Source organism: Janthinobacterium sp. FT14W, from assembly GCF_009208755.1.
GTDB lineage: Bacteria > Pseudomonadota > Gammaproteobacteria > Burkholderiales > Burkholderiaceae_D > Janthinobacterium > Janthinobacterium violaceinigrum.
Window position 1 is genome coordinate 1 of record NZ_WFLL01000008.1, and the last position, 22,051, is coordinate 22,051.

At 63.0% G+C, this 22,051-nt stretch carries 26 protein-coding genes and 1 rRNA gene; 20 read left to right on the forward strand and 7 right to left on the reverse strand.

What is annotated here, in order from left to right; all coding sequences use genetic code 11:
* Positions 1-7: 7 nt before the first annotated feature.
* Positions 8-120, forward strand: a 5S ribosomal RNA gene (rrf, locus tag GCN74_RS07720).
* 60 nt (positions 121-180) lie between these two features.
* Here the strand turns inward: rrf and GCN74_RS07725 are convergent.
* From GCN74_RS07725 to GCN74_RS07740, 4 genes are all read right to left on the reverse strand, one after another.
* Complete coding sequence (locus tag GCN74_RS07725; protein ID WP_152256128.1) at positions 181-525, reverse strand: DUF1840 domain-containing protein; 345 nt, start codon at positions 523-525, stop codon at positions 181-183.
* 180 nt (positions 526-705) lie between these two features.
* Positions 706-1,251 carry a hypothetical protein gene (locus GCN74_RS07730; protein ID WP_152256129.1) on the reverse strand — a complete coding sequence of 182 codons (546 nt, stop codon included), beginning with the start codon at positions 1,249-1,251 and terminating at the stop codon, positions 706-708.
* Between the two features lie 65 nt (positions 1,252-1,316).
* Positions 1,317-2,840 (reverse strand): YifB family Mg chelatase-like AAA ATPase, encoded by a 1,524-nt coding sequence (locus GCN74_RS07735; RefSeq protein ID WP_152256130.1) that lies wholly within the window; start codon positions 2,838-2,840, stop codon positions 1,317-1,319.
* A 111-nt stretch (positions 2,841-2,951) separates the two neighbouring features.
* Positions 2,952-3,200 carry an accessory factor UbiK family protein gene (locus GCN74_RS07740; RefSeq protein ID WP_034749434.1) on the reverse strand — a complete coding sequence of 83 codons (249 nt, stop codon included), beginning with the start codon at positions 3,198-3,200 and terminating at the stop codon, positions 2,952-2,954.
* A gap of 269 nt (positions 3,201-3,469) precedes the next feature.
* On the opposite strand from GCN74_RS07740, the gene GCN74_RS07745 reads away from it, so the two are divergent.
* The 13 genes from GCN74_RS07745 to GCN74_RS07805 all read left to right on the forward strand — a co-directional run bounded on the left by GCN74_RS07745 (position 3,470) and on the right by GCN74_RS07805 (position 16,263).
* Positions 3,470-4,237 (forward strand): TorF family putative porin, encoded by a 768-nt coding sequence (locus GCN74_RS07745; RefSeq protein WP_152256131.1) that lies wholly within the window; start codon positions 3,470-3,472, stop codon positions 4,235-4,237.
* Positions 4,238-4,248: 11 nt separating this feature from the next.
* Complete coding sequence (locus GCN74_RS07750; protein ID WP_010393464.1) at positions 4,249-4,587, forward strand: P-II family nitrogen regulator; 339 nt, start codon at positions 4,249-4,251, stop codon at positions 4,585-4,587.
* A gap of 11 nt (positions 4,588-4,598) precedes the next feature.
* Positions 4,599-6,149 carry an ammonium transporter gene (locus tag GCN74_RS07755; RefSeq protein WP_152256132.1) on the forward strand — a complete coding sequence of 517 codons (1,551 nt, stop codon included), beginning with the start codon at positions 4,599-4,601 and terminating at the stop codon, positions 6,147-6,149.
* Between the two features lie 204 nt (positions 6,150-6,353).
* Positions 6,354-7,652: a glutamate--cysteine ligase gene (gshA, locus tag GCN74_RS07760; protein WP_070254361.1), complete on the forward strand. Its 1,299-nt coding sequence runs from the start codon at positions 6,354-6,356 to the stop codon at positions 7,650-7,652.
* A gap of 97 nt (positions 7,653-7,749) precedes the next feature.
* Entirely contained in the window at positions 7,750-8,718 is a 969-nt protein-coding gene (gene gshB / locus GCN74_RS07765) for a glutathione synthase (RefSeq protein ID WP_152256133.1), read from the forward strand.
* Between the two features lie 2 nt (positions 8,719-8,720).
* On the forward strand, positions 8,721-9,125 hold the full coding sequence (locus GCN74_RS07770) for a PTS sugar transporter subunit IIA (protein WP_029496035.1): 405 nt from the start codon (positions 8,721-8,723) through the stop codon (positions 9,123-9,125).
* 92 nt (positions 9,126-9,217) lie between these two features.
* Positions 9,218-9,487, forward strand: a complete 270-nt coding sequence (locus GCN74_RS07775; RefSeq protein ID WP_010393142.1) for an HPr family phosphocarrier protein — start codon at positions 9,218-9,220, stop codon at positions 9,485-9,487.
* A 44-nt stretch (positions 9,488-9,531) separates the two neighbouring features.
* A complete protein-coding gene (gene ptsP, locus GCN74_RS07780) occupies positions 9,532-11,274 on the forward strand; it encodes a phosphoenolpyruvate--protein phosphotransferase (RefSeq protein ID WP_152256134.1) in 1,743 nt (580 codons plus the stop codon).
* 135 nt (positions 11,275-11,409) lie between these two features.
* Positions 11,410-12,609: a homoserine O-succinyltransferase MetX gene (metX, locus tag GCN74_RS07785; RefSeq protein ID WP_152256135.1), complete on the forward strand. Its 1,200-nt coding sequence runs from the start codon at positions 11,410-11,412 to the stop codon at positions 12,607-12,609.
* Positions 12,606-13,217 carry a methionine biosynthesis protein MetW gene (gene metW / locus GCN74_RS07790; protein ID WP_152256136.1) on the forward strand — a complete coding sequence of 204 codons (612 nt, stop codon included), beginning with the start codon at positions 12,606-12,608 and terminating at the stop codon, positions 13,215-13,217. The genes metX and metW overlap by 4 nt, the downstream gene beginning before the upstream one ends.
* Complete coding sequence (locus GCN74_RS07795) at positions 13,217-14,476, forward strand: AmpG family muropeptide MFS transporter (RefSeq protein ID WP_152256137.1); 1,260 nt, start codon at positions 13,217-13,219, stop codon at positions 14,474-14,476. The genes metW and GCN74_RS07795 overlap by 1 nt, the downstream gene beginning before the upstream one ends.
* Positions 14,457-15,359: a M48 family metallopeptidase gene (locus tag GCN74_RS07800; RefSeq protein WP_152256138.1), complete on the forward strand. Its 903-nt coding sequence runs from the start codon at positions 14,457-14,459 to the stop codon at positions 15,357-15,359. Before GCN74_RS07795 ends, GCN74_RS07800 begins: the two co-directional genes overlap by 20 nt.
* Before the next feature lies 1 nt (position 15,360).
* A complete protein-coding gene (locus tag GCN74_RS07805) occupies positions 15,361-16,263 on the forward strand; it encodes a pseudouridine synthase (RefSeq protein WP_152256139.1) in 903 nt (300 codons plus the stop codon).
* A 93-nt stretch (positions 16,264-16,356) separates the two neighbouring features.
* Here the strand turns inward: GCN74_RS07805 and GCN74_RS07810 are convergent, their stop codons facing one another.
* Positions 16,357-17,133: an exodeoxyribonuclease III gene (locus tag GCN74_RS07810; RefSeq protein ID WP_152256140.1), complete on the reverse strand. Its 777-nt coding sequence runs from the start codon at positions 17,131-17,133 to the stop codon at positions 16,357-16,359.
* Between the two features lie 120 nt (positions 17,134-17,253).
* On the opposite strand from GCN74_RS07810, the gene pyrE reads away from it, so the two are divergent.
* On the forward strand, positions 17,254-17,916 hold the full coding sequence (pyrE, locus tag GCN74_RS07815; RefSeq protein ID WP_076568256.1) for an orotate phosphoribosyltransferase: 663 nt from the start codon (positions 17,254-17,256) through the stop codon (positions 17,914-17,916).
* Between the two features lie 85 nt (positions 17,917-18,001).
* Here pyrE and GCN74_RS07820 read toward each other — a convergent pair whose 3' ends face one another.
* Both GCN74_RS07820 and GCN74_RS07825 read right to left on the reverse strand, forming a co-directional pair.
* Positions 18,002-18,250, reverse strand: coding sequence for a GNAT family N-acetyltransferase (locus tag GCN74_RS07820; RefSeq protein ID WP_152256141.1), 249 nt, complete (start codon positions 18,248-18,250; stop codon positions 18,002-18,004).
* Positions 18,238-18,981: a sulfite exporter TauE/SafE family protein gene (locus tag GCN74_RS07825; RefSeq protein ID WP_152256142.1), complete on the reverse strand. Its 744-nt coding sequence runs from the start codon at positions 18,979-18,981 to the stop codon at positions 18,238-18,240. The genes GCN74_RS07820 and GCN74_RS07825 overlap by 13 nt, the downstream gene beginning before the upstream one ends.
* 126 nt (positions 18,982-19,107) lie before the next feature.
* Here GCN74_RS07825 and GCN74_RS07830 point away from each other — a divergent pair, with 126 nt between their 5' ends.
* The 5 genes from GCN74_RS07830 (at position 19,108) to GCN74_RS07850 (ending at position 22,041) form a co-directional block, all read left to right on the forward strand.
* Positions 19,108-20,001 carry a LysR substrate-binding domain-containing protein gene (locus GCN74_RS07830; RefSeq protein WP_034749390.1) on the forward strand — a complete coding sequence of 298 codons (894 nt, stop codon included), beginning with the start codon at positions 19,108-19,110 and terminating at the stop codon, positions 19,999-20,001.
* A 21-nt stretch (positions 20,002-20,022) separates the two neighbouring features.
* Entirely contained in the window at positions 20,023-20,916 is an 894-nt protein-coding gene (locus GCN74_RS07835; RefSeq protein ID WP_152256143.1) for an alpha/beta fold hydrolase, read from the forward strand.
* Positions 20,917-20,990: 74 nt separating this feature from the next.
* Positions 20,991-21,182, forward strand: a complete 192-nt coding sequence (locus tag GCN74_RS07840) for a YqaE/Pmp3 family membrane protein (protein ID WP_152256144.1) — start codon at positions 20,991-20,993, stop codon at positions 21,180-21,182.
* A 65-nt stretch (positions 21,183-21,247) separates the two neighbouring features.
* The gene (locus GCN74_RS07845) at positions 21,248-21,712 is read left to right on the forward strand and encodes a carboxypeptidase-like regulatory domain-containing protein (protein ID WP_152256145.1); all 465 of its coding nucleotides are present in this window, start codon (positions 21,248-21,250) and stop codon (positions 21,710-21,712) included.
* Complete coding sequence (locus GCN74_RS07850) at positions 21,712-22,041, forward strand: hypothetical protein (RefSeq protein ID WP_152256146.1); 330 nt, start codon at positions 21,712-21,714, stop codon at positions 22,039-22,041. Before GCN74_RS07845 ends, GCN74_RS07850 begins: the two co-directional genes overlap by 1 nt.
* Positions 22,042-22,051 lie beyond the last annotated feature (10 nt).

Genomic DNA, 22,051 nt, shown 5'->3' on the forward strand with positions numbered 1-22,051 from the left:
AGTTATGCCTGATGACCATAGCAAGTTGGTCCCACCCCTTCCCATCCCGAACAGGACCGTGAAACAACTTTGCGCCGATGATAGTGCTGCAACCAGTGTGAAAGTAGGTTATCGTCAGGCTTGTTATATAAAAAAACCCCGTGTGTGCGGGGTTTTTTTTCGTCTGCAGCATTCATCGAGCTAGATGCCCCAGGTGATGCTTTCACCTTCTGCCTTGGCCGAACGCAGCATTTCCATCAGCGGATAGGCGCGCTGCGAAAAATGGACTTTTTGCGCGCGCGCATGGGCGCCCGTTTCGCCTTCTTCCAGCGTTTCCGGCGTATGTGCATCGTGTTCGATGTCATTTTCCGGATGCAGTTTGCTTTCCGCGACCTCTTTTTCCAGCAGGGCCAGGGCATCACCCGCTTCCGCTGGCGTGATGACGCCGCGCGTGGGGTTCTTGTGCAGGATGTCGAGGATACGCTGGGCATGTTCCTGGTACATCAGCACTTCAGGGGAGGATTTGGATTTGAATGAGATCAACATAAGCGCTTTCTGGAACTTGTTGTTAGTGTCGAAACAATATCACGACTTGAAATGTCGCACAGGCCGTCCAATTATCCGGATTGCACATTTGCAAGCCAGATAGGGCCATCTGTTGGACAACGCACGTATTTACAAGGGCTTGCTGATCGTGAAAACCGCCATTTAAGCGATCGTTAAGTCTCAATCCAGTTTTACGGAGTCCATGAAGGTGTCGATGGTGTCGCGTGACAACTTGTTTTCTTCACCGAGTATGACGATCTGGAAGATGCGCTTGTCCTGCGCCACAAAACGGCCCACCAGCAACACAGGCTTGCCTTGCTGCGTGCCGCCGGCTTCGATGCTGCGCGAACTGCGCTGCTGCGTGCCGGCAGCGCTGCTGCTGGCCGCCGAGACGGATTTTTCGCTGCGTACAGTGCCGTTGATATTTTTCAGCAGGGCTGTCTGCATGGCGGGCAAGGCCGCTTGCGCCTGTTCGGCACTGTCGAGCACGGCGCTGCCGATGGCGAAGGTGCTGCCATCGGCTTCGCTCGCCGTCATGGTCAGGCTCACTTTCTTGCCATCGAGATCGATCTCGCGTGTCAGCACGGCCGGCTTGCCTGGAAACAGGGCCGTGAACTGGGCGTCGGGGCTGCGATAGTCGCGCCAGTCGAATTTCGGACTGCAGGCGGACAGCGTGCACGCAGCTGCGAGCAGGGCCAGGAAGATGGCAAGTGATGGTTTTTTCATCAGCAGATGGTAGCAGCGCCGCCAGCCACGCGCAATCGTGCACGTATGGGCCTTGGCTGGCAGCCTCATAGCTCGCGCAGTACGCGCCGGTACTGGATGGCTTCGGCCAGATGCGGCGGCGTGATGGCGGTGCTGTCCGCCAGGTCCGCAATGCTGCGCGCCACGCGCAATACCCTGTGGTAAGTACGCGCTGACCAGTGCAGGCGCGCCATGGCGCCAAGCAGCAACTGCTCGCCATGTGCGTCCAGGCGACAATGCTGTTCGATTTCCGTGTTGCTCAAGCGCTGGTTCGATTTCCCCTGGCGCGCCAGCTGCAGGGCAAAGGCTGCCGCTACCCGGGCGGCGATGGCTTGTGTACTTTCGCCGGCGCCTGCATGCCGCCCCAGCGCCGCCGGGGGCATGGCGGCCACTTCGATCTGCAGGTCGATACGGTCGAGTAGCGGACCGGACAGGCGGTTGTGATAGCGCAGCACGGCGTCCGACGTACAGCGGCAACGACCGGAAGCGTGGCCCAGATAGCCGCACGGACAGGGATTCATGGCGGCGATCAGCTGAAAGCGGGCGGGAAACTCGGCCTGGCGGGCCGCGCGCGAAATGCTGATCATCCCCGATTCCATGGGCTGGCGCAGGACATCGAGCACCCGGCGGTGGAATTCGGCAATTTCATCGAGAAACAACACGCCGCAGTGCGCCAGCGAGATTTCTCCCGGGCGCGGCACGTTGCCACCGCCTACCAGTGCCACGCCGGACGCCGTCTGGTGCGGTGCCCGGTAGGGGCGGCGTTTCCAGTGTTCCACCTTGAAATGGCCGCCCAGCGAATGCACGGCAGCCGATTCCAGCGCCTCTTCATCGTTCATGGGCGGCAGCACGCCGGGAAAGCGGCTGGCCAGCATGGTCTTGCCCGCACCCGGCGGCCCCACCATCAGGACATGATGGCCGCCCGCGGCCGCCACTTCCAGGGCGCGCCGCGCCTGCTGCTGTCCTTGCACATCGGCAAAGTCGGGATACGGGAAAGCGTGCGCCGCCAGCGTGGGTTGATGGCGCTGCAGGGGCGTCTGCTGGCTGGCGTGCGCGGCAAAATGCGCGCAGACCTCGAGCAGGCTGTGGGCCGGATAGATGCAGGCATCGCCGACCAGCGCCGCCTCGTCCGCATTCGCCTGGGGCAGGATGAAGGCGCGTGGTGCACCGGCCCGGCTGCGCTGCATGGCAAAGGTCATGGCCAGCGCGCCGCGGATGGGGCGTAGCTGGCCCGACAGCGACAGTTCGCCCGCGAATTCATAGTGGTGTAATTGATCGGCCGGCAATTGGCCCGAAGCGGCCAGGATGCCCAGCGCAATGGGCAGGTCGAAGCGGCCCGATTCCTTGGGCAGGTCGGCCGGCGCCAGATTGGCCGTAATGCGCCGCGTCGGCATCTCGAAGCCGCAGTTTTGCAGCGCGGCGCGGACGCGGTCGCGCGATTCCTTCACTTCCGTATCCGGCAGGCCGACTATCGTAAACGAGGGCAAACCATTGGCAAGGTGGACTTCGACACTTACCTCGGGCGCCTCCATGCCGGCCAGGGCGCGGCTTTTCAGGACGGCCAGGCTCATCAGACTCCCCCGTAACGCGGGCGCGGGCAGGATCAGTCTAGCGCTGGAAGCGCCGCCAGGCTTGAGCTATGCCAGCCAGGCCGTCAATAACGGGGCCTGGCTGGCCGCACTTTACGCTTTGGTATCGTTCAGGCGCGTTTCCAGTTCGATCAGGCGCAATTCCAGTGCGTCGAGCTTGGCGCGGGTCTTGGCCAGCACTTGCGCCTGGATATCGAATTCCTCGCGTGTGACGAGATCGAGGCGGGCGAAGCCTTGGGTCATCATCGATTTCACGTTTTTCTCGATATCCTTGGCCGGCGAGTTTTCGATGGCTTGATGGATCTTGCCTTGCAAGTCGTTAAAGAAGGTATTCATGTCCATGGTCAGTCCTTTTATGGTGCGGCCTGTGCATCGCACCATTGCGGTGCACAGCGGCGTTAATCTGGTGCGAAGCTGGGCGGTTCATTGTGCTTCAGCAGCCCGTTCCCGCAGTCCTGGCGGCTTGCAGGCTATGTATGGACGGAAATGCACCTGTCAAGGTGGCAAGAGAGCTGGCACGTATTCTGCTAAAGAAGCTATGAACGCTTTGTGATCTCCAGCCAAGATTTTAAACCTCAACCGCTTTAAAAGTTCAATAAAAGGGAATCGCCATGAAGAATCTGTCCAAGAACATGACTTTAGCTGCAGCGTTGACACTGGCCATGACCGCCTTGAGCGGCAGCGCCATGGCCCAGGATGCAGTGGCGGCACCTGCTGCGGCCGAAGCCGTGCCCGACAATGTGGTGAGCTATAACGTGGCGCTGACCAGCGACTACCGCTACCGCGGCGTGTCGCAAAGCCGATTGGAGCCGGCCATCAGCGGCGGCGCCGACTATACCCACAATCCGACGGGGCTGTATGTGGGTACCTGGCTGTCGAGCATCAAATGGATCAAGGACGGCGGCGGCGATACCAATGTGGAATGGGATATCTACGGCGGCAAGCGGGGCGAGTTCAGCAAGGATTTTACCTATGACGTGGGCGGCCTGTATTACTTCTACCCATCGAATGGCTTGAGCACCAATGCCAATACCTTCGAGCTGTACGGCCAGCTGGGCTACGGTCCGTTGTATATCAAGTACTCGCATTCGACCACCAATCTGTTCGGCGTACCGGACAGCAAGAACAGCGGCTACCTCGATGTGGGCGCCAACGTGGAAGTGCATGATGGTTATATGTTGAACCTGCATGCGGGCCGCCAGAAGGTCGAGCACAACGATGCCCTCAGTTACAGCGACTACAAGATCGGCGTGACCAAGGACTTCGGCATGGCGACCGTTTCCCTGGCAGCAGTCAGGGCCAACATCACGTCGCTGGCGCCGAATGGCAAGAATCTGGCGAAATCCGGTCTCGTGCTGACCGTGTCCAAAACCTTTTAAGCGAGACAGCCATGAAAATGATTACTGCAATCATTAAACCGTTCAAATTGGACGAAGTACGCGAAGCCTTGTCGGCTATCAATGTGCAAGGCATTACCGTCACCGAAGTCAAAGGCTTCGGCCGCCAGAAAGGCCACACGGAACTCTACCGTGGCGCCGAGTATGTCGTCGATTTCTTGCCAAAAACGAAGATTGAAGCGGCCGTCGATGACGCCATTGTCGACCAGGCCATCGAAGCGATCGAAGGTGCCGCGCGTACCGGTAAAATCGGCGATGGCAAGATTTTCGTCTACAACCTGGAACAAGTCATCCGTATCCGTACCGGTGAAACCGGCAACGAAGCGCTCTAAGGGGAATATCGATGCGTAAAAATATAACAAAATTGCTAGCTGGGATAGCCTGTCTGTGTGCGTTCGGCGTCGCCGCGCCGAGCTTTGCCGATGCCCCCGCCAAGACGGAAGCGGCCACGACTGCGGCCGTCGCCGCCCCTGCCGTGACGCCGGCGCCTGACGCAGCGGCACCGGCCGCCGCGCCAGCTGCCGCCGCGCCGGCCCCTGCCGCAGCCGCGCCAGCCGCCGCCCCTGTCGCCAACAAGGGCGATACCAGCTTCATGATGATCAGCACCCTGCTGGTGATCTTGATGACCATCCCCGGCCTGGCCCTGTTCTACGGCGGCCTGGTGCGCTCCAAGAACATGCTGTCCGTGCTGATCCAGGTGTTCATGGTGTTCGCACTGGTCATCGTCCTGTGGTGCATCTACGGCTACTCGATCGCGTTCACGGAAAAAACCGCTTTCTTCGGTGGCTTCGACCGCCTGTTCCTGAACGGTATCTGGGATCCGGCCAAGGGCACGTTTGCCGCCGCCGCCACCTTCAGCAAGGGCGTGGTCATTCCCGAGTTCGTCTTCGTGGCGTTCCAGGGCACGTTTGCCGCCATCACTTGCGCGCTGATTGTCGGCGCCTTTGCCGAGCGCGCCAAGTTTGCCGCCGTGCTGGCCTTCGTCGTGCTGTGGTTCACGTTTGCCTACCTGCCAGCAGCCCACATGGTGTGGTTCTGGACCGGGCCTGACCTGATCACCAACGCCGCCACCTCGGCCAGCGAAGCCTTGAAGGCGGGCTGGATCTGGCAAAAAGGCGCGCTGGACTTCGCCGGCGGCACCGTGGTGCACATCAATGCCGCCGTCGCCGGCCTGGTGGGCGCCATCATGATCGGCAAGCGCGTCGGCTACGGCCGTGAATCGATGGCGCCGCACTCGCTGACGATGACCATGATCGGTGCTTCCCTGTTGTGGGTGGGCTGGTTCGGTTTCAACGCCGGTTCCTCGCTGGAAGCGGGCGACGTGGCGGCCCTGGCCTTCGTCAATACCTTGCTGGCGACTGCCGCCGCCACCCTGTCGTGGGTGTTTGGCGAGTGGATCAGCAAAGGCAAGCCATCCATGCTCGGTGGCGCATCGGGCGCCGTCGCCGGCCTGGTGGCGATCACCCCGGCGGCCGGCTTTGTCGGCCCGATGGGCGGCCTGGTCATCGGCCTGCTGGCCGGTGTCGTCTGCCTGTGGGGCGTGAATGGCCTGAAACGCCTGATCGGCGCCGACGATTCGCTCGACGTGTTCGGCGTGCATGGCGTGGGCGGCATCCTGGGTGCCTTGCTGACGGGTGTGTTTGCGGCGCCACAACTGGGCGGCCAGGGCATCTTCGACTACGTCACCAACAAGATGTCGGCGGACCCGTACTCGATCGGCCACCAGGTGTGGGTGCAGGCGCAAGCGGTCGGCACCACCATCCTCTGGTCGGCCGTGGTCTCCGTCATCGCGTATAAACTGGTCGACATCGTCATCGGCTTGCGCGTCCCGGAAGAAGAGGAGCGCGAAGGCCTCGATATCACCAGCCATGGCGAGCAGGCATATCATGGCTAAATGCTAATCATCTGGCACCCCAGCGCTCCGGCGCGGCGTGTCCTGCTGGAAAAGGCGCCTCATTGAGGCGCCTTTTTTTCGTTATGGGAATGGAAAAGGTCTTTAAAACAAGGCTTTTGCCCCGATTTGGGGTACTTACACGGTAATATAGTCGGCAGTTCTGTGTGCTTTTTTGAATACTGCACATAATTTAAGGATGTAACTATGGTTCCCCATCTCGTCACGGCCCTGACCGGACCGCTGCTCGACCTCGAAAAAAAGATTCTGGCCGCGACGCCGGCCATTGAGCGCTGGTTTCGCATGGAGTGGCAAGAGCACACGCCGCCCTTCTATTGCTCGGTAGACTTGCGTAATGCGGGCTACAAGCTGGCGCCCGTCGATACCAATCTGTTCCCAGGCGGTTTCCATAACCTGGCCACGGAAATGCTGCCCTTGTCCGTGCAGGCGGCCATGGCCGCCATCGACAAGTATTGCCCGGATGCCCGCAACCTGCTGATCGTGCCGGAATTGCACAACACGACGCCGCAATACCTGCAGAACGTGGCGCGCCTGATGCAGATCTTCCGCCAGACGGGGCTGCACGTGCGCTTCGGTTCCTGGTCGCCCGACATCACCCAGCCGACACCGTTGGCGTTGCCAGATGGCAACATGCTCGTCATCGAGCCTCTCGTGCGCCTGAACAACGGCCGCCGCCTGGGCTTGAAGGATTTCGACCCGTGCACGATCTTGCTGAATAACGACTTGTCGGACGGCATACCCGATATCTTGCAAAATATTCATGAGCAAAGCCTGCTGCCGCCCTTGCATGCGGGCTGGGCCTTGCGCCGCAAGAGCAATCACTACACGGCCTACGATGAAGTGGTGAAAAAATTCGGCAAGATGATCGATGTCGACCCGTGGATGCTCAATCCCTTCCACGCCAAGTGCAGCGACGTCAATTTCCAGGAAGGCGAGGGCGAGGATGCGCTGGCCGCCAGCGTCGACGTGCTGCTGGCCAAGATCCGCAAGAAATACAAGGAATACGGTATCAAGGAAAAGCCCTTCGTCATCGTCAAGCCCGATGCGGGCACGTATGGCACGGGCATCATGACGGTGCGCGACGCCAGCGAAGTGCGCGACCTGTCGCGCAAGCAGCGCGACAAGATGTCCATCGTCAAGGATGGCAAGGTCGTCACGGACGTGATCATCCAGGAAGGCGTGCCGACCTTCGAGAGCATCAAGGATGCCGTGGCCGAGCCTGTCGTCTACATGATCGACCGCTACGTGGTGGGCGGCTTCTACCGCGTGCATGCGGAGCGGGGCGTGGACCAGAACCTGAACGCGCCCGGTTCGCAGTACGTGCCGCTGGCGTTTGCCCAGCAGCATGCCGTGCCGGACTTGAAGGCCAAGCCGGGCACGGCTGCACCGAACCGCTTCTATGTGTATGGCGTGGTGGCGCGCCTGGCCTTGCTGGCCGCGTCGCTGGAAATGGAGCGCACGGACCCGAATCCCGAGGTGTATTGATCCATCCCTGCGGCTTGCCGGGCGCGGTGACGACTGTGCCTGGCGATCTCGGCTAGAATCAAGCATTCCTTATCCAGGCTCCCCGATTGGACGCACCATGAAAATTGCATTCCTTGCCGACCCGCTGGCAGGCTTCAAGACTTACAAAGATTCCACTTTCGCCATGATGCGCGAGGCGGCCAGGCGCGGCCACGCCGTCTACGCCTTCGAGCAGAAGGACATGGCGCTGGAAGAGGGCATCGTCACGGCACTGGTGAAACATATCGAGCTGACGGGCGACGAGCACGACTGGTACAAGGTCGTTTCCACCGAGGAAGTGCGCCTGTCGGCCCTGGACGCCGTCATCGAGCGCAAGGACCCGCCGTTCGACATGGAATACGTGTATGGCACGTATCTGCTGGAACTGGCGGAAAAGCAGGGCGCGCACGTCTTCAACAAGCCGTCCGCCATCCGCGACAACAATGAAAAGCTGGCCATTGCGCAGTTTTCCGAATTCACTTCGCCGACCCTGGTGACGTCGAACGAAGCGCGCCTGCGCGCCTTCCACGCCAAGCACCAGGACGTCATCTTCAAGCCGCTGGACGGCATGGGCGGCACGGGCATCTTCCGCGTCAAGGCCGATGGCCTGAACCTGGGCGCCATCATCGAGACGCTGACGGACAACGGCGCGCAGACCATCATGGCGCAGCGTTTCATCGCCGACATCGTCAAGGGCGACAAGCGCATCCTCGTCATCGGCGGCAAACCGGTGCCGTTTTCGCTGGCGCGCATCCCGCAGGCGGGCGAAGTACGGGGCAACCTGGCCGCCGGCGGCACGGGCGTGGCGCAGCCGTTGACGGCGCGCGACCTGGAAATCGCTGAAAAGCTGGGGCCTGTCCTGGCCGCGCGTGGCCTGATGCTGGTAGGATTGGACGTGATCGGCGACTATCTGACGGAAGTCAACGTCACCAGTCCAACCTGCTTCCAGGAAATCATGCAGCAGACGGGTTTTGATGTGGCTGCCATGTTTGTCGACGCCGTCGAGCATGGCGTTGCGCAAGCACAGCAGCACCAGAAGGTGAAATGACCATGGTAGGGATTTTGCTCATGACACACGCACCGCTGGGACAGGCATTCATCGCCGCCTGCGCGCATGTGTTTCGGGGGCCAACGGAACGTTTTGAAGCCATCGACGTCGTCGCCGACCAGGACCTGGCGGAAGTGCAGAAGCTGGCGTCGGAAGCCATCTGCCGCCTCGACGACGGCTCCGGCGTGCTGGTGATTACCGATGTGAAGGGCGGCACGCCGTCGAATTGCTGCAACAAGCTGGCCGATGCGGGCCGGGTGGAAGTCATCGCCGGCATCAGCCTGCCGATGCTGCTGCGCGCCATCACGTATCGCCGCGATACGCTCGACGTGGTGGTGGAGATGGCGCTGGCCGGTGCGCAAAGCGGCGCCGTGCGCGTCGATAACCGCATCCGCGTAGGCGAATAAGGAAGTGCATGGCCGCCGCCCTGAAGGCGGCGGGTTTTATAGGCCAAGATTGTCATCAGCGTAGTGCATTCAGGGATAGAGACCATACAAAAATGATTCAAAAAGAACTCGAAATCATCAACAAGCTGGGACTGCACGCACGCGCCTCCGCCAAATTTACCCAGCTCGCCGCCAAGTTCAAGAGCGACGTCTGGCTGACCCGCAACGCGCGCCGCATCAACGCCAAGTCCATCATGGGCGTGATGATGCTGGCCGCCGGCAAGGGCGCGAAAGTGACCCTGGAAGCCGAGGGCGATGACGAGCAGGCATGTGTCGATGCCCTCACCGCCCTGATTAATGACAGGTTTGGCGAAGGCGAGTAATGCCCGCCGAACGCAGCCGCAGCCGCATTCCGACAGGTCACCCCATGGCATCTTTCACGCTCCACGGCATCCCGGTCTCCCGCGGCATCGCCATTGGCCGCGCGCATCTGCTGGCGCCGGCCGCCCTTGACGTCAAACATTACCTGGTCGCCCAGGAACAGATCGAAGCGGAAGTCCAGCGCTTGCAAAACGCCATCGCGGCCGTCCACAAGGAATTGCAAACCCTGTGGAACGAGCTGCCGAAGGATGCGCCCACCGAACTGGGCGCGTTCATCGACGTGCACGCGCTGATCCTGTCGGACCCGATGATCGCCGAAGCGCCGCTCGACATCATCCGTTCGCGCCATTACAACGCCGAATGGGCGCTGCTGACGCAAATCGATGAATTGTCGGCGCAGTTCGACGAAATCGAAGACCCGTATCTGCGCGAGCGCAAGGCCGATATCCAGCAAGTGGCCGAGCGCGTGCTGAAGGTCTTGCTGGGCACCGAACAGCTGCTGCCGAAAGCGGCGGCCGACGATGAATTGCTGGCGCAGATGATCGTCGTCGCCCACGATATCTCGCCGGCCGACATGCTGCAGTTCCGCGACCGCTCCTTCATCGGCTTCATCACCGACGTGGGCGGCCAGAACTCGCATACGGCCATCGTTGCGCGCAGCCTGGATATCCCGGCCGCCGTCGGCATGTCGCAGGCCTCGATGCTGATCGAGCAGGACGACTGGCTGATCATCGACGGCGACGCGGGCGTGGTGATCGCCAACCCCAGTCCCCTGGTGCTGGAGCAGTACCGCGAGCGCCAGGTGGCCATGCAGCGGGCGCGCAAAAAGCTGGGCAAGCTGAAAAAGACGCCGGCCGTCACCAAGTGCGGCACGCCGATTACGCTGCTGGCGAATATCGAACTGCCCGAGGATTGCCCGTTCGCGCTGGAATCGGGCGCCAGCGGCGTGGGCCTGTTCCGCTCCGAATTCCTGTTCATGGGCCGGGCGCACAAGATCCCCACCGAGGACGAGCAGTTCGAGGCTTACCGCAACACGGTGCAATCGATGAAAGGGCGCGTGGTGACCATCCGCACGCTCGACATCGGCGCCGACAAGCCGCTCGACCAGTCTGACCATACGGCCTTGAATCCCGCCCTGGGCTTGCGCGCCATCCGTTACTGCCTGGCCGAGCCGCAGCTGTTCCTGACGCAGCTGCGCGCCATCCTGCGCGCCTCGGCCTTCGGCAAGGTGCGCATTCTGATTCCCATGCTGGCGCATGCGTTCGAGATCGACCAGTCGCTGGCCATGATCGCGCAAGCGAAGGCCAGCCTGCGCGAGGAGGGCGTCAAGTTCGACGACGAGGTCGAAGTGGGCGCCATGATCGAGATCCCGGCCGCCGCGCTGGCCCTGCCCATGTTCGTCAAGCGCATGGATTTCCTGTCGATCGGCACGAATGACCTGATCCAGTACACCCTGGCCATCGACCGCGTCGACTACGAAGTGGCGCATTTGTACAATCCGCTGCATCCGGCCGTGCTGCAGCTGATCTCGATGACGATCGCCGCCGGCCACAAGGCGGGCATCGACGTGGCCGTGTGCGGCGAGATGGCGGGCGACGTGAAGCTCACGCGCTTGCTGCTGGGCATGGGCTTGCGCGAGTTTTCCATGCACCCGGCGCAACTGTTGGCGGTCAAGCAAGAGATCCTCAACAGCGACCTGGGCCTGATCGCGCCACAAATGCGCAAAATTATGCGTTCCATGGAACCAAATGTGATCGCGGAAGCCGTACAACAGTTGCAGCTCATGTAAACTGTCGTTTTATCAGCATCAGGACACCTCGCGCGCGGCAAGAGGTGTCCTGGTGCTAAAGTTGCAGCACCTATCATCGCGGTGCTGCATCGACCATGGCCCGTGGGGCCGCCCCCCTTTTATAAACCGACACACATGTCATCCATTGGAATCGTTTCGCCGCAAACCATGTATTTTGCGCAACCCTTGCAGCTGCAAAGCGGAGCCTCGCTGCAAGACTATATGTTGATGTATGAAACCTACGGCACCCTGAACGCCGACAGATCGAATGCGGTGCTGGTCTGCCACGCCCTGAACGCCTCCCACCACGTGGCCGGCGTGTATGCGGACGAGCCGAAAAGCACGGGCTGGTGGGACAATATGGTGGGACCGGGCAAGCCGCTCGACACCGACAAATTCTTCGTCATCGGCGTCAATAACCTGGGTTCCTGCTTCGGTTCGACGGGACCCATGCACACCAATCCCGCCACCGGCAAGCCGTACGGTGCCTCCTTCCCCGTCGTCACCGTGGAAGACTGGGTCAGCGCGCAGGCGCGCCTGGCCGATGAACTGGGCATCACGCAGTTCGCCGCCGTGATGGGCGGCTCCCTGGGCGGCATGCAGGCGCTGGCGTGGAGCATCATGTTCCCCGAGCGCCTGCGCCACTGCGTGGTGATCGCCTCGACGGCCAAGCTGTCGGCGCAAAACATCGCCTTCAACGACGTGGCGCGCCAGGCCATCCTGTCCGACCCCGATTACTGCGGCGGCGACTTTTATGCGCACGGCGTGGTGCCGAAGAACGGCTTGCGCGTGGCGCGCATGGTGGGCCACATCACCTATCTGTCGAACGACGACATGGCCGAGAAATTCGGCCGCAAGCTGCGCGATGCGGCGCAGACGGGTGACTACAAATTCGGCTTCGGCATCGATTTCGAGATTGAATCGTACCTGCGCTACCAGGGCGACAAGTTCTCCGAATACTTCGACGCCAACACGTATTTGTTGATCACCAAGGCGCTCGATTATTTCGACCCGGCGCGCGCGCATGGCGGCGACCTGGCCAAGGCCCTGTCGGGCACCAAGGCCAAGTTCTTTCTCGCCTCGTTTTCCACCGACTGGCGTTTCTCGCCCGAGCGCAGCCGCGAAATCGTCGAAGCGCTCGTCTGCAACCGCCGCCAGGTCACGTATGCCGAGATCGACGCGCCGCACGGCCACGACGCCTTCCTGCTGGAAGACCCGCGCTACATGAACATGGTGCGCGCCTATTACGGCCAGGTATGGCATGACATCACGGCGGGCGCGCCCGCCGCAGTACAGAACACCGCCGTCCGCCAGGGCGCCAAGGAGACCGCATGACTTTCGACGAATTGAGCGCGCTGCGCCCCGACCTGGCCTTCATCGCCCACTGGGTGCCGGACAACGCGCATGTGCTGGACGTGGGCTGCGGCGACGGCGTGATGCTGCAGTACCTGCAAAGCGACAAGGAGTGCAGCGGCTATGGCATCGAGATCGCCGACGACAAGGTGCTGGCCAGCACCCTGCGCGGCGTCAACGTGATCCAGCAGGACATGGAAAAGGGCCTGGCCGTCTTTGGCGACAACAGCTTCGATACGGTGCTGTGCCTGTCGTCCCTGCAGATGATGAAGCAGGTCGAGCCGCTGCTGCGCGACATCGTGCGCGTGGGTGCCGAAGCCATCGTCTCGTTTCCCAACTTCGCCTATTGGCCGCACCGCGTGGCATTGCTGAAAGGGCGCATGCCCGTGTCGAAATCTCTGCCCTACCAGTGGTACGACACGCCCAACGTGCGCTGCGCTACCATCAACGACTTCCGCGAGCTGGCCGAGGAATGCGGCCTGGAAGTGATCGAATGCGTGGCCCTGGCCGAAGGCAGGATGGTTTCCGTGCTGCCCAACCTGCGTGGCGACCTGGCCGTCTTCCGCCTGCGTAAAAAAGCGGTGCATTGATGAGCACGAGCCCGGCGCCAGGCTGGCGTTCCTATGCCAATGGCCGCATGCTGGCCGTGCTGGTGCTGGGCTTCAGTTCCGGCCTGCCCCTGTTCATCCTGCTGTATCTGCTGCAGGCATGGCTGGCCAAGTCGGGCCTGAACGTCAAGGCGCTGGGGCTGTTCGCCCTGGTGCAGTTCCCGTATATCTGGAAATTCCTGTGGGCGCCGCTGATGGACCGCTACCGCATCCTGGGGCTGGGCCGCCGGCGCGGCTGGATGGCCCTGACGCAGGTGGCGCTGTTCTTTTCCATCGGCGGCATGGGCATGCTCGATCCGCTCACGCAGATCGGCCTGATCGCCGCCGCTGCGGGCGGCGTGGCCTTCCTGTCGGCCAGCCAGGACATCGTCATCGACGCCTACCGGCGCGAAATCCTCAGTGATAACGAGCAGGGCCTGGGGGCCGCCGTCATCGTCAACGCGTATAAAGTGGCGGGCATGGTGCCGGGCGCGCTGTCGCTGATCCTGGCCGACCGCATGCCGTGGCAGCCCGTGTTCTGGATCACGGCCGCCTTCATGCTGCCTGGTCTCGTTTGCACCTTGCTGATCAGGGAGCCCACCGTGTACGGTTCGCCGCCGAAGACCATGCGCGAAGCGATCATCCTGCCGTTCCAGGAATTCATCGCGCGCGATGGTTGGCGTAACGCAATGTGGATCCTCGCCTTCGTATTACTCTACAAAATCGGCGACAGCATGGCCACGGCGCTGGCGACGAAGTTTTACCTGGACCTGGGTTTTTCCATGACGCAGATCGGCCTGGCCGCCAACACCACGGGTTTCTGGGCCAGCCTGGCCGGCGGCGTGGTGGGCGGCGTGTGGATGCTCAAGCTGGGCATCAACCGGGGCCTGTGGGTGTTTGGCGCGCTGCAGGCCATCGCGATTCTGGGTTTTGCCTGGCTGGCGCAGGTGGGGCCGAACACCATGCTGTTGAGCGCCGTGATCGGCTTCGAAGCCTTTGCCAGCCTGGGCCTGGGGGCGGCCGCGTTTGTCGCGTTCCTGTCGCGCACCACGGACCCGCGCTACACGGCCACGCAATATGCGCTGTTTTCCAGCCTGAGCGCCGTGCCGCGCACCCTGATCAATGCCTCGGTGGGTTTTCTCGTCGCCGAGCTGGGCTGGTTCTTGTTTTTCATTGTTTGCTTCTTCCTGGCCTTCCCGGCCATGATGATGCTGCCTAAAATTGCTCCATGGAGGTCTGCCAATGGCACCAATATCCCTTAAACGCTGCGCCGTCCTGGCCAGCCTGTGCGCCGCCACCGCGCTGGCGCCCTTGTCCGCCCATTCGCAACAGCAGGTGGTGCAGGATGGCATCAAGGTGCGCCCTTTGTCGGGCACGCGCATTTTCGCCGGCGGCGAAAACTTCAACGAGAAATCGAAACTGCAGTATGCGGAACTGGTGCGCGAGGCCAAGGAAAAAAATGCGCTGGTGCCGGACAGCGATCCGCAGGTGAAACGCTTGCGCGCCATCGCCCAGCGCATTATCCCGTACGCGGCACGCTGGAACGACGCCGCCAGCAGCTGGCAATGGCAGATCAACCTGCTCAACTCGGACGAGGTGAACGCCTTCTGCATGCCGGGCGGGCAGATCGCCTTCTACAGCGGCATCCTGAATAAACTGAACCTGACGGATGACGAAGTGGCCGTCGTCATGGGCCATGAAATTTCGCACGCCTTGCGCGAACACGCGCAGGCGCAGGCAGGCAAGGGCAACCTGGCGGCCGTGGGCGCCAAGCTGGCCGGCGCCGGCCTGTCGGCCTGGCTCGGCGTCGATCCGAACCTGACCAGCACTGCCACCAATATGGCGGCCAAGGGCGTGATGCTGAAGTTCTCGCGCGACGACGAGCGCGAAGCGGACCTGATCGGCATGGACCTGGCCGCGCGCGCCGGTTTCGACCCGCGCGCCGGCGTGGTGCTGTGGCAGAAGATGGCGGCAGTCAGCAAGGGCGCGCCGCCGGAATTCCTCTCGACCCACCCGTCGGGCAGCGACCGCATCTCGCAGATGAACAGCCACATGGCGCAAGTGCTGCCCTTGTATGCGCGCAGCAAGGGCGTCAGCGTGGACGCCTTGCCGCCATACCGCAGCAACGCCATCGCCGCGCGCTAGGATGTCTGCCCGTAGCAGTTCCGTGCCGCTGCCCATGCGCGACGGCGTCGCCCCCAGCTATCTGTGGCTGCCGGAGGGGCAGTGGCCGGACATGCTCTCCTTTCTCGTCGCGCGCTATCCGCAGATCAGCGCCGCGCAATGGCAGGACCGCATGGCGCGCGGCGAAGTGGTCGATGGCGACGGCGCCGTGCTGGGCCCCGCCAGCGCCTACAAGCGCGGCATGCGCATCTTTTACTACCGCGAGCTGGAGCGCGAAACGCCGATCCCGTTCCAGGAAGAGATCCTGTTCCAGGACGCGCATTTGATCGTGGTCGACAAGCCCCATTTTCTGCCCATGACGCCGGGCGGGCGCTTCGTGCAGGAGACCTTGCTGACGCGATTGAAGAAACGGCTCGACAGTGCCGACCTGACGCCCATCCACCGCCTCGACCGCGAGACGGCCGGCGTGGTGATTTTTTCGCGCCAGGTAGCCAGCCGGGGCGCCTACCAGTCGCTGTTCCAGCGCCGCGAAGTGCGCAAGACATACGAGGCGCTGGCGCCGCGCCTCGATGGCCGCGATTTTCCGTTCACCTACCGCAGCCGCATGGTCGACGGAGACAAGTTTTTCCTGATGCGCGAAGAGGCGGGCGAGCCGAACTCGGAAACCGTCATCGACGTGATCGAGCGGCGCGGCGAGTTGAACCTGTACCGGCTGCATCCGCACACGGGCCGCAAGCACCAGCTGCGCGTGCACCTGGCGTCGCTGGGCATCCCCATCGTCAACGATGCGTTTTACCCGGTGGCCCTGCCGTGCAAGGAAGACGACATGTCGCAGCCCTTGCAGCTGCTGGCGCGCGCCATCGATTTCACTGACCCGTTGAGCGGCGCGCCGCGCCGTTTTGAAAGCCGGCGCAGGCTTGCGTAGGTCGGGTTGGCGCGTAGAGCGTAAGCCGACGCCACCGTTGACGTGTCAACCATGTTGTCGGATTACGCTGCGCTAATCCGACCCACGGGAGTTTCAGCCTTTGAGCGTGTAATCGATGATCAAGGGCGCGTGGTCGGAAAAACGCTCGTCCTTGTAGACGCTGACCGTGTGCGCCTGCGCCGCGATGCCGGGCGTGGCGACATGGTAGTCGATGCGCCAGCCTACGTTCTTCGCGTAGGCCTGGCCCCGGTTGCTCCACCACGTGTACTGGTCTTCGCGCTTGTCCAGGCCGCGGTGCACGTCGACGAAGCCCACTTCGTCGAAGACGCGCGTCAGCCATGCGCGTTCCTCGGGCAGGAAGCCGGAATTCTTCTTGTTGCCCTTCCAGTTTTTCAGGTCGATTTCGTGGTGGGCGATGTTCCAGTCGCCGCAGATGACCACTTCGCGTCCCAGCGCCTTCAATTCCAGCAGGTGCGGCAGGAACAGGTCCATGAAGCGGAACTTGGCTTCCTGGCGCTCCGGGCCGGACGAACCGGACGGGCAGTACACGGAAATGACGGACAGGTTGCCAAAATCACAGCGCACATAGCGGCCTTCGGCATCGAATTCGGGGCTGCCGAAGCCGATATGCACGGCGTCCGGTTCCACCTTGCTGTACACGCCCGTGCCGGAATAGCCTTTTTTCTCGGCGTAGTGGAAATGGCCATGATAGCCGTGCGGGTTGAGGAATTCCGGCGTCATGTCGGGCAGCTGCGCCTTCAATTCCTGCACGCAGATGAAATCGGCCGTTTGCGTGCCCATCCAGTTGAAAAAGCCTTTTTTGGCGGCGGAACGGATGCCGTTCAGGTTGGCGGAGATAATTTTTGGCATAGGTCGAGAGTCAATGGTGAGCGCCAGCGGGGCTGGACGGGGCCGGCGGGCGCGGCATGGCGATTGTCTCGCCGGTGCGCGCGGATTAAAATACAGGCACTTTTAAAAAATGAGGCTAATGTGAATAATTTACGCCAGCAGTTTATCGCGTTTTCAGTATCCAAGGGAGTCTTGCGGTTTGGCGAGTTCACCACCAAGGCCGGACGCCAGTCGCCGTACTTCTTCAATGCGGGCCTGTTCCATGACGGCGCCACCCTGGCCGAGCTGGCGCAGTTCTACGCGCAGACCCTGCTCGACTCGGGCGTCGAATTCGACATGCTGTTCGGCCCCGCCTACAAGGGCATCACCCTGGCGTCGGCCACCGCCGTGGCGCTGGCCGGCAAGGGCCGCAATACCTCGTTCGCCTTCAACCGCAAGGAAGCCAAGGACCATGGCGAAGGCGGCACCATCGTCGGCGCCAAGCTGCATGGCAAGGTTGTCATCATTGACGATGTGATCTCGGCCGGCACCTCGGTGCGCGAATCGGTCGACATGATCCGCGCCGCCGGCGCCGAGCCATGCGCCGTGCTGATCGCCCTGGACCGCATGGAGCGTTCGGGCCCGGACGGCCAGCTGTCGCCAAGTTCGGCGGTGCAGGAAGTGTCGAAACAGTACGGCATTCCCGTCATCTCGATCGGCAACCTGGACGACCTGTTCGGCTACCTGAACGGCGCGGGCGCCGATCCGGAACTGCTGAAGCACAAGGAAGCCGTTTCCGCCTACCGCGCGCGCTACGGGATTTGAAGCGCCCATGGCGGCGTTGCAGCGCGTTGCCGCATTAGCGTGCTGTCTGCGGCGCTGCGCCTTGCCCTGAGCACTTTAAATCGCTCTACTTTTCCAGCAGCGCCCGCAGCCGCGGGTCGCTGCAGGCGGCGCTGGCCGATGGGTAGCATTGCAACAGCCGCCGCAGCAGCGCTCCGCCGATGCCGCGCCGCCGGAATGGCGGTTTCACGAACAGCATGTTCACCGTGACCTCGTCCGCGCTCCTGCTGAAGTCGAGCATGGCCACCTGCTGGCCGTCGATCCATGCGCACAGCGCGCTGTCCCCCTGCCAGTCTATCTGCATCACGCCAGCCATGGTTTGAGCGCCGCATGCAGGCCCAGGGCGAACAGCCCGGCAAAAAAGCACCGTTTAAACACGGCCTGCGCGATGCGCCCGCGCAGCCATTGGCCGGCCAGCATGCCGGCCAGCGCCGGCAGCAGCGCATACGCGGAAGCGCCGGCCGCGCCGGGACTGAAGTCGCCGTGCAGGGCCAGGCTGGCCGCCAGCGCCACGGTCGATGCGGTAAACGCCAGGCCCAGCGCCTGCACCAGCGCATCGCGCGCCAGGCCCAGTCCCTGCAGATACGGCACGGCGGGAATTACGAACACGCCCGTGGCGGCCGTCACCAGTCCTGTCGCGGCGCCCGCCACGGGCCCCAGCCACGCTTCGTGCCGCGCCGGCACGCGCAGCTGCAGCGTGAACAGTCCCGCCAGCGCATACAGCATCAGCGCCATGCCCAGCGCGACGACGGCCCAGGTGCCGCTGTTCTTCGGCAGCAGGGCGCCGCCCGCCAGGGTGCCCGCCATGACGCAGGCCAGCAGGGGCCACAATCGCCGCAGCAGGGCGCGCAGGCCCGGGCCGGCCGCCAGCTGCCATACGTTCGTCACCATCGACGGCACGATCAGCAGGGCCGCCGCCTGCACGGGCGGCATGACGAGGCTGAGCGTGCCCATGGCCACCGTTGGCAAGCCTAGGCCGACTACGCCCTTGACGAAGCCAGCGACGAGGAAACTGGCGCCGACGGCCAGCAGAAATGACGTCTCCATGATTTTATTCCACAGTGATTTTGCGTGGATTTTGCGCGCGCTTGCGGATTTCGCCAAGGTGGATTATTTTGAGCCAGCCTCAGTGGTGGACGAAGGCTGGTAAGATGGGAAAAAAGGAGGGCTGTCATGCGTTTCGATCTGGTCGACTTGCAGCTGTTTGTCAACGTGGTGGAGGCGGGCAGCCTGACGGCGGGCGCCGCGCGCAGCCATCTGGCGCTGGCCTCGAGCAGTGCGCGCGTGCGCGGCATGGAAGAGATGCTGGGCATGCCCCTGCTGCTGCGCGGCCGGCGTGGCGTGGAACCGACACCGGTGGGCCAGACCCTGCTGCATCACGCGCGCCTCGTTTTGCTGCAAATGGAGAAAATGCGGGGCGAGCTCGGTGAGTTTGCGCGCGGCTTGAAAGGGCAGTTGCGGCTGCTGTGCAATACGGCGGCCCTCAGCGAATTCCTGCCCGAGGCGCTCGGCGCTTTTCTCGACCGCCATCCAAACCTGACCATCGACCTGGAAGAGCGCCTCAGTTACGATATCGTCAAGGCCGTCTCGGAAGGGCTGGCCGACATGGGCATCGTGTCCGACTCGGTCGACATGCGCGGCTTGCAGACGTTTTTGTTCCGCCCCGACCGGCTGGTGGTGATCGCGGCGGCCGACGGCGTGCATCACCGCGCGCTGGGGCAGGATGGCGTCGTCGACTTTGCCAGCGTGCTCGATCACGATTTCATCGGCCTGGCCGACGACAGCGCGATGCAGCAGTACCTGGGCATGCACGCGGCGCGCCTGGGGCGCCCGCTGAAGGTGCGCGTGCGCCTGCGCAGCTTCGATGCCGTGTGCCGCATGGTGGCCAGCGGCGTGGGCATCAGCGTGGTGCCGCTGGCGGCGGCAAGCCGCTGCCAGCAGACGATGGCGCTGCGCTGCCTGGAATTATCCGATCCCTGGTCGGTACGCAATCTGACGATTTGCGTGCGCCAGTTCAGTGAATTACCCCTGTATGCGCGCCAGTTGATCGATCACCTGAAGGCGTGACAGGGCATGACAGGAGCAGCGATGCGTTTTTCAGAAGACAAGATGGCCAGCCTGCTGTGCAGCGACCAGGTCGAGCGGCCCATCCACATCTGGCAGCCGCCAGGGCCGCAACAGTCGCGCGCCGTGATTCTGGCGATCCACGGCGGCATGGCGCATGCTGGCGACTATGTCACGCCGGCGCTGTACTTCCGCCAGCACGGCATCGCCACCGTCAGCTTCGACATGGTGGGCCACGACGGCAAGCGCATGGTGGATATTCCTTCGTTCGAGGCCTTCCTCGACGACGAGGAACTGTTCCTCGCCTGGGTCAGGCAGACGTACCCCGGCGTGCCGGTTTTCGTCATGGGCCACTCCATGGGCGGCCTGATCGCCACGCATCTGGGGCTGCGGCGCTTTGCGGGCGACCCGGCCATCCGGGGCTTCATCCTCTCCTCGCCGTATTACGTGAATGCGATTCCCGTGCCGAAGGTGCTGCAGATGCTGTCGGGCTGGCTGGCCAGGCGCTTCCCCACGATGCAGGTACCGCTGGGCAATCTGACCATGCTGCTGACGCACGACCAGGCCATCACCGCGCGCCATTTCCAGGACGAGCGCGACGGCATACGCGCCAGTGCCGCGTCGGTGCGTTTCGCCCACGCGCTGACGTCGGCGCAAAAGGAACTGGCGGGCGGCTTGTCGGGTTGGACCTTCCCCCTGTTCGCCGTGGTGGCGGGCGACGACAAGCTGGCCGACAGCCGCGCCACGGAAAGCATGCTGCGCAGCGTGCCCGATGGCTTGCTCGACTACCATTTTTATCCTGCCAATTACCACGAGAATTTCAATGAGCTGAACCGCGAGGAGATCTTCGCCGCCATCCTGGCGTGGATGGAAAAACAACTGGCGCCCGCGCCGCGTGAGGCGCAGCTATCGTTATAATCAGGTCAATGGATTTTATCGCCGGCATGCCGGCCCGGTCCCCGCGGTGCAGGGGAATACTGAAGGAACGAACGATGCGCTTGCTGATTGCCCTGATACTCCCGTGGCTGACCTTTTTCACGATCGGCCGTCCGATCGCCGGCATCATTTGCCTGATCCTGCAAATCACCGTGATCGGCTGGCTGCCAGCGACGATCTGGGCCGTGTATGCGCTGAGCCAGTTCAAGACGGACCAGAAGATCGCCGAGGCCATGCGCCGGCGTTGATGGTTTCCTAAGTCCTGCCTAAGCTGCGCTTCCTATCTTGATTCAACCGACACGAGGAGAGTGAGATGGCATCAGACAGACGCGGTACCTTGAGCCTGGCGGCGGCAATGCTGGCCGCCGGGCTGTTGCTGGGAAGTGCGGCGCAGGCACAGAATGAGAGTGCGCTGCCGCCCGTGCAGAAGAGCGGGGCGGTGGAATACCTGAGCGGCGGCATCGGCCTCGATGAGTCGACCGCCATCAAGAGCGCCAGCCGGCATTGGCCATTGAGCCTGGTGTTTTCCGTGCAGGCGCCGGGCAAGGCGGAATTTGCCTCCGACGTGAAGCTGCAGATCAGCGACGCCAAGGGCGCGCAGGTGCTGGAGACGACGGCCAGCGGGCCATTCCTGCTGGCGAAACTGGCGCCGGGCAGCTACAGCCTGCGCGCCACCCTGGCCGGCAAGACCTTGGAACGCAAGGTGCAGGTCAAGGCGGGCAGCTCGGCGCGCGTGGAGCTGGTCTGGCCGGCGGGAACGAACCAGGGCCGGACCTGATGCCGGGCGACGGCAAGGCGCCCGAACGGGGCGTGCCGGCGCGCGGTTTGTCTGCCCATATCCTGCCCACGTCGGCGACGATGGTGGGCGTGTGCATGACGGTGCTGTCGATCGGCCACCTGGCGCCGCGCGGCGAGATGCGCGTGGCCATCGACAAGCTGCTGGCCGTCGATGCCATCGTCTTTCTCGTCAGCGCCGTACTCTCGTTCATGTCGCTGCGCCCCGGCCAGCCGCGCTTGCGCTACGAGTGGTGGGGCGAACTGCTGTTCATTTGCGGCCTGGCCCTGCTGGCGCTGGGCGCCGTGGTGCTGGCCTTCGTCATCAACTGAACCGGGCCAG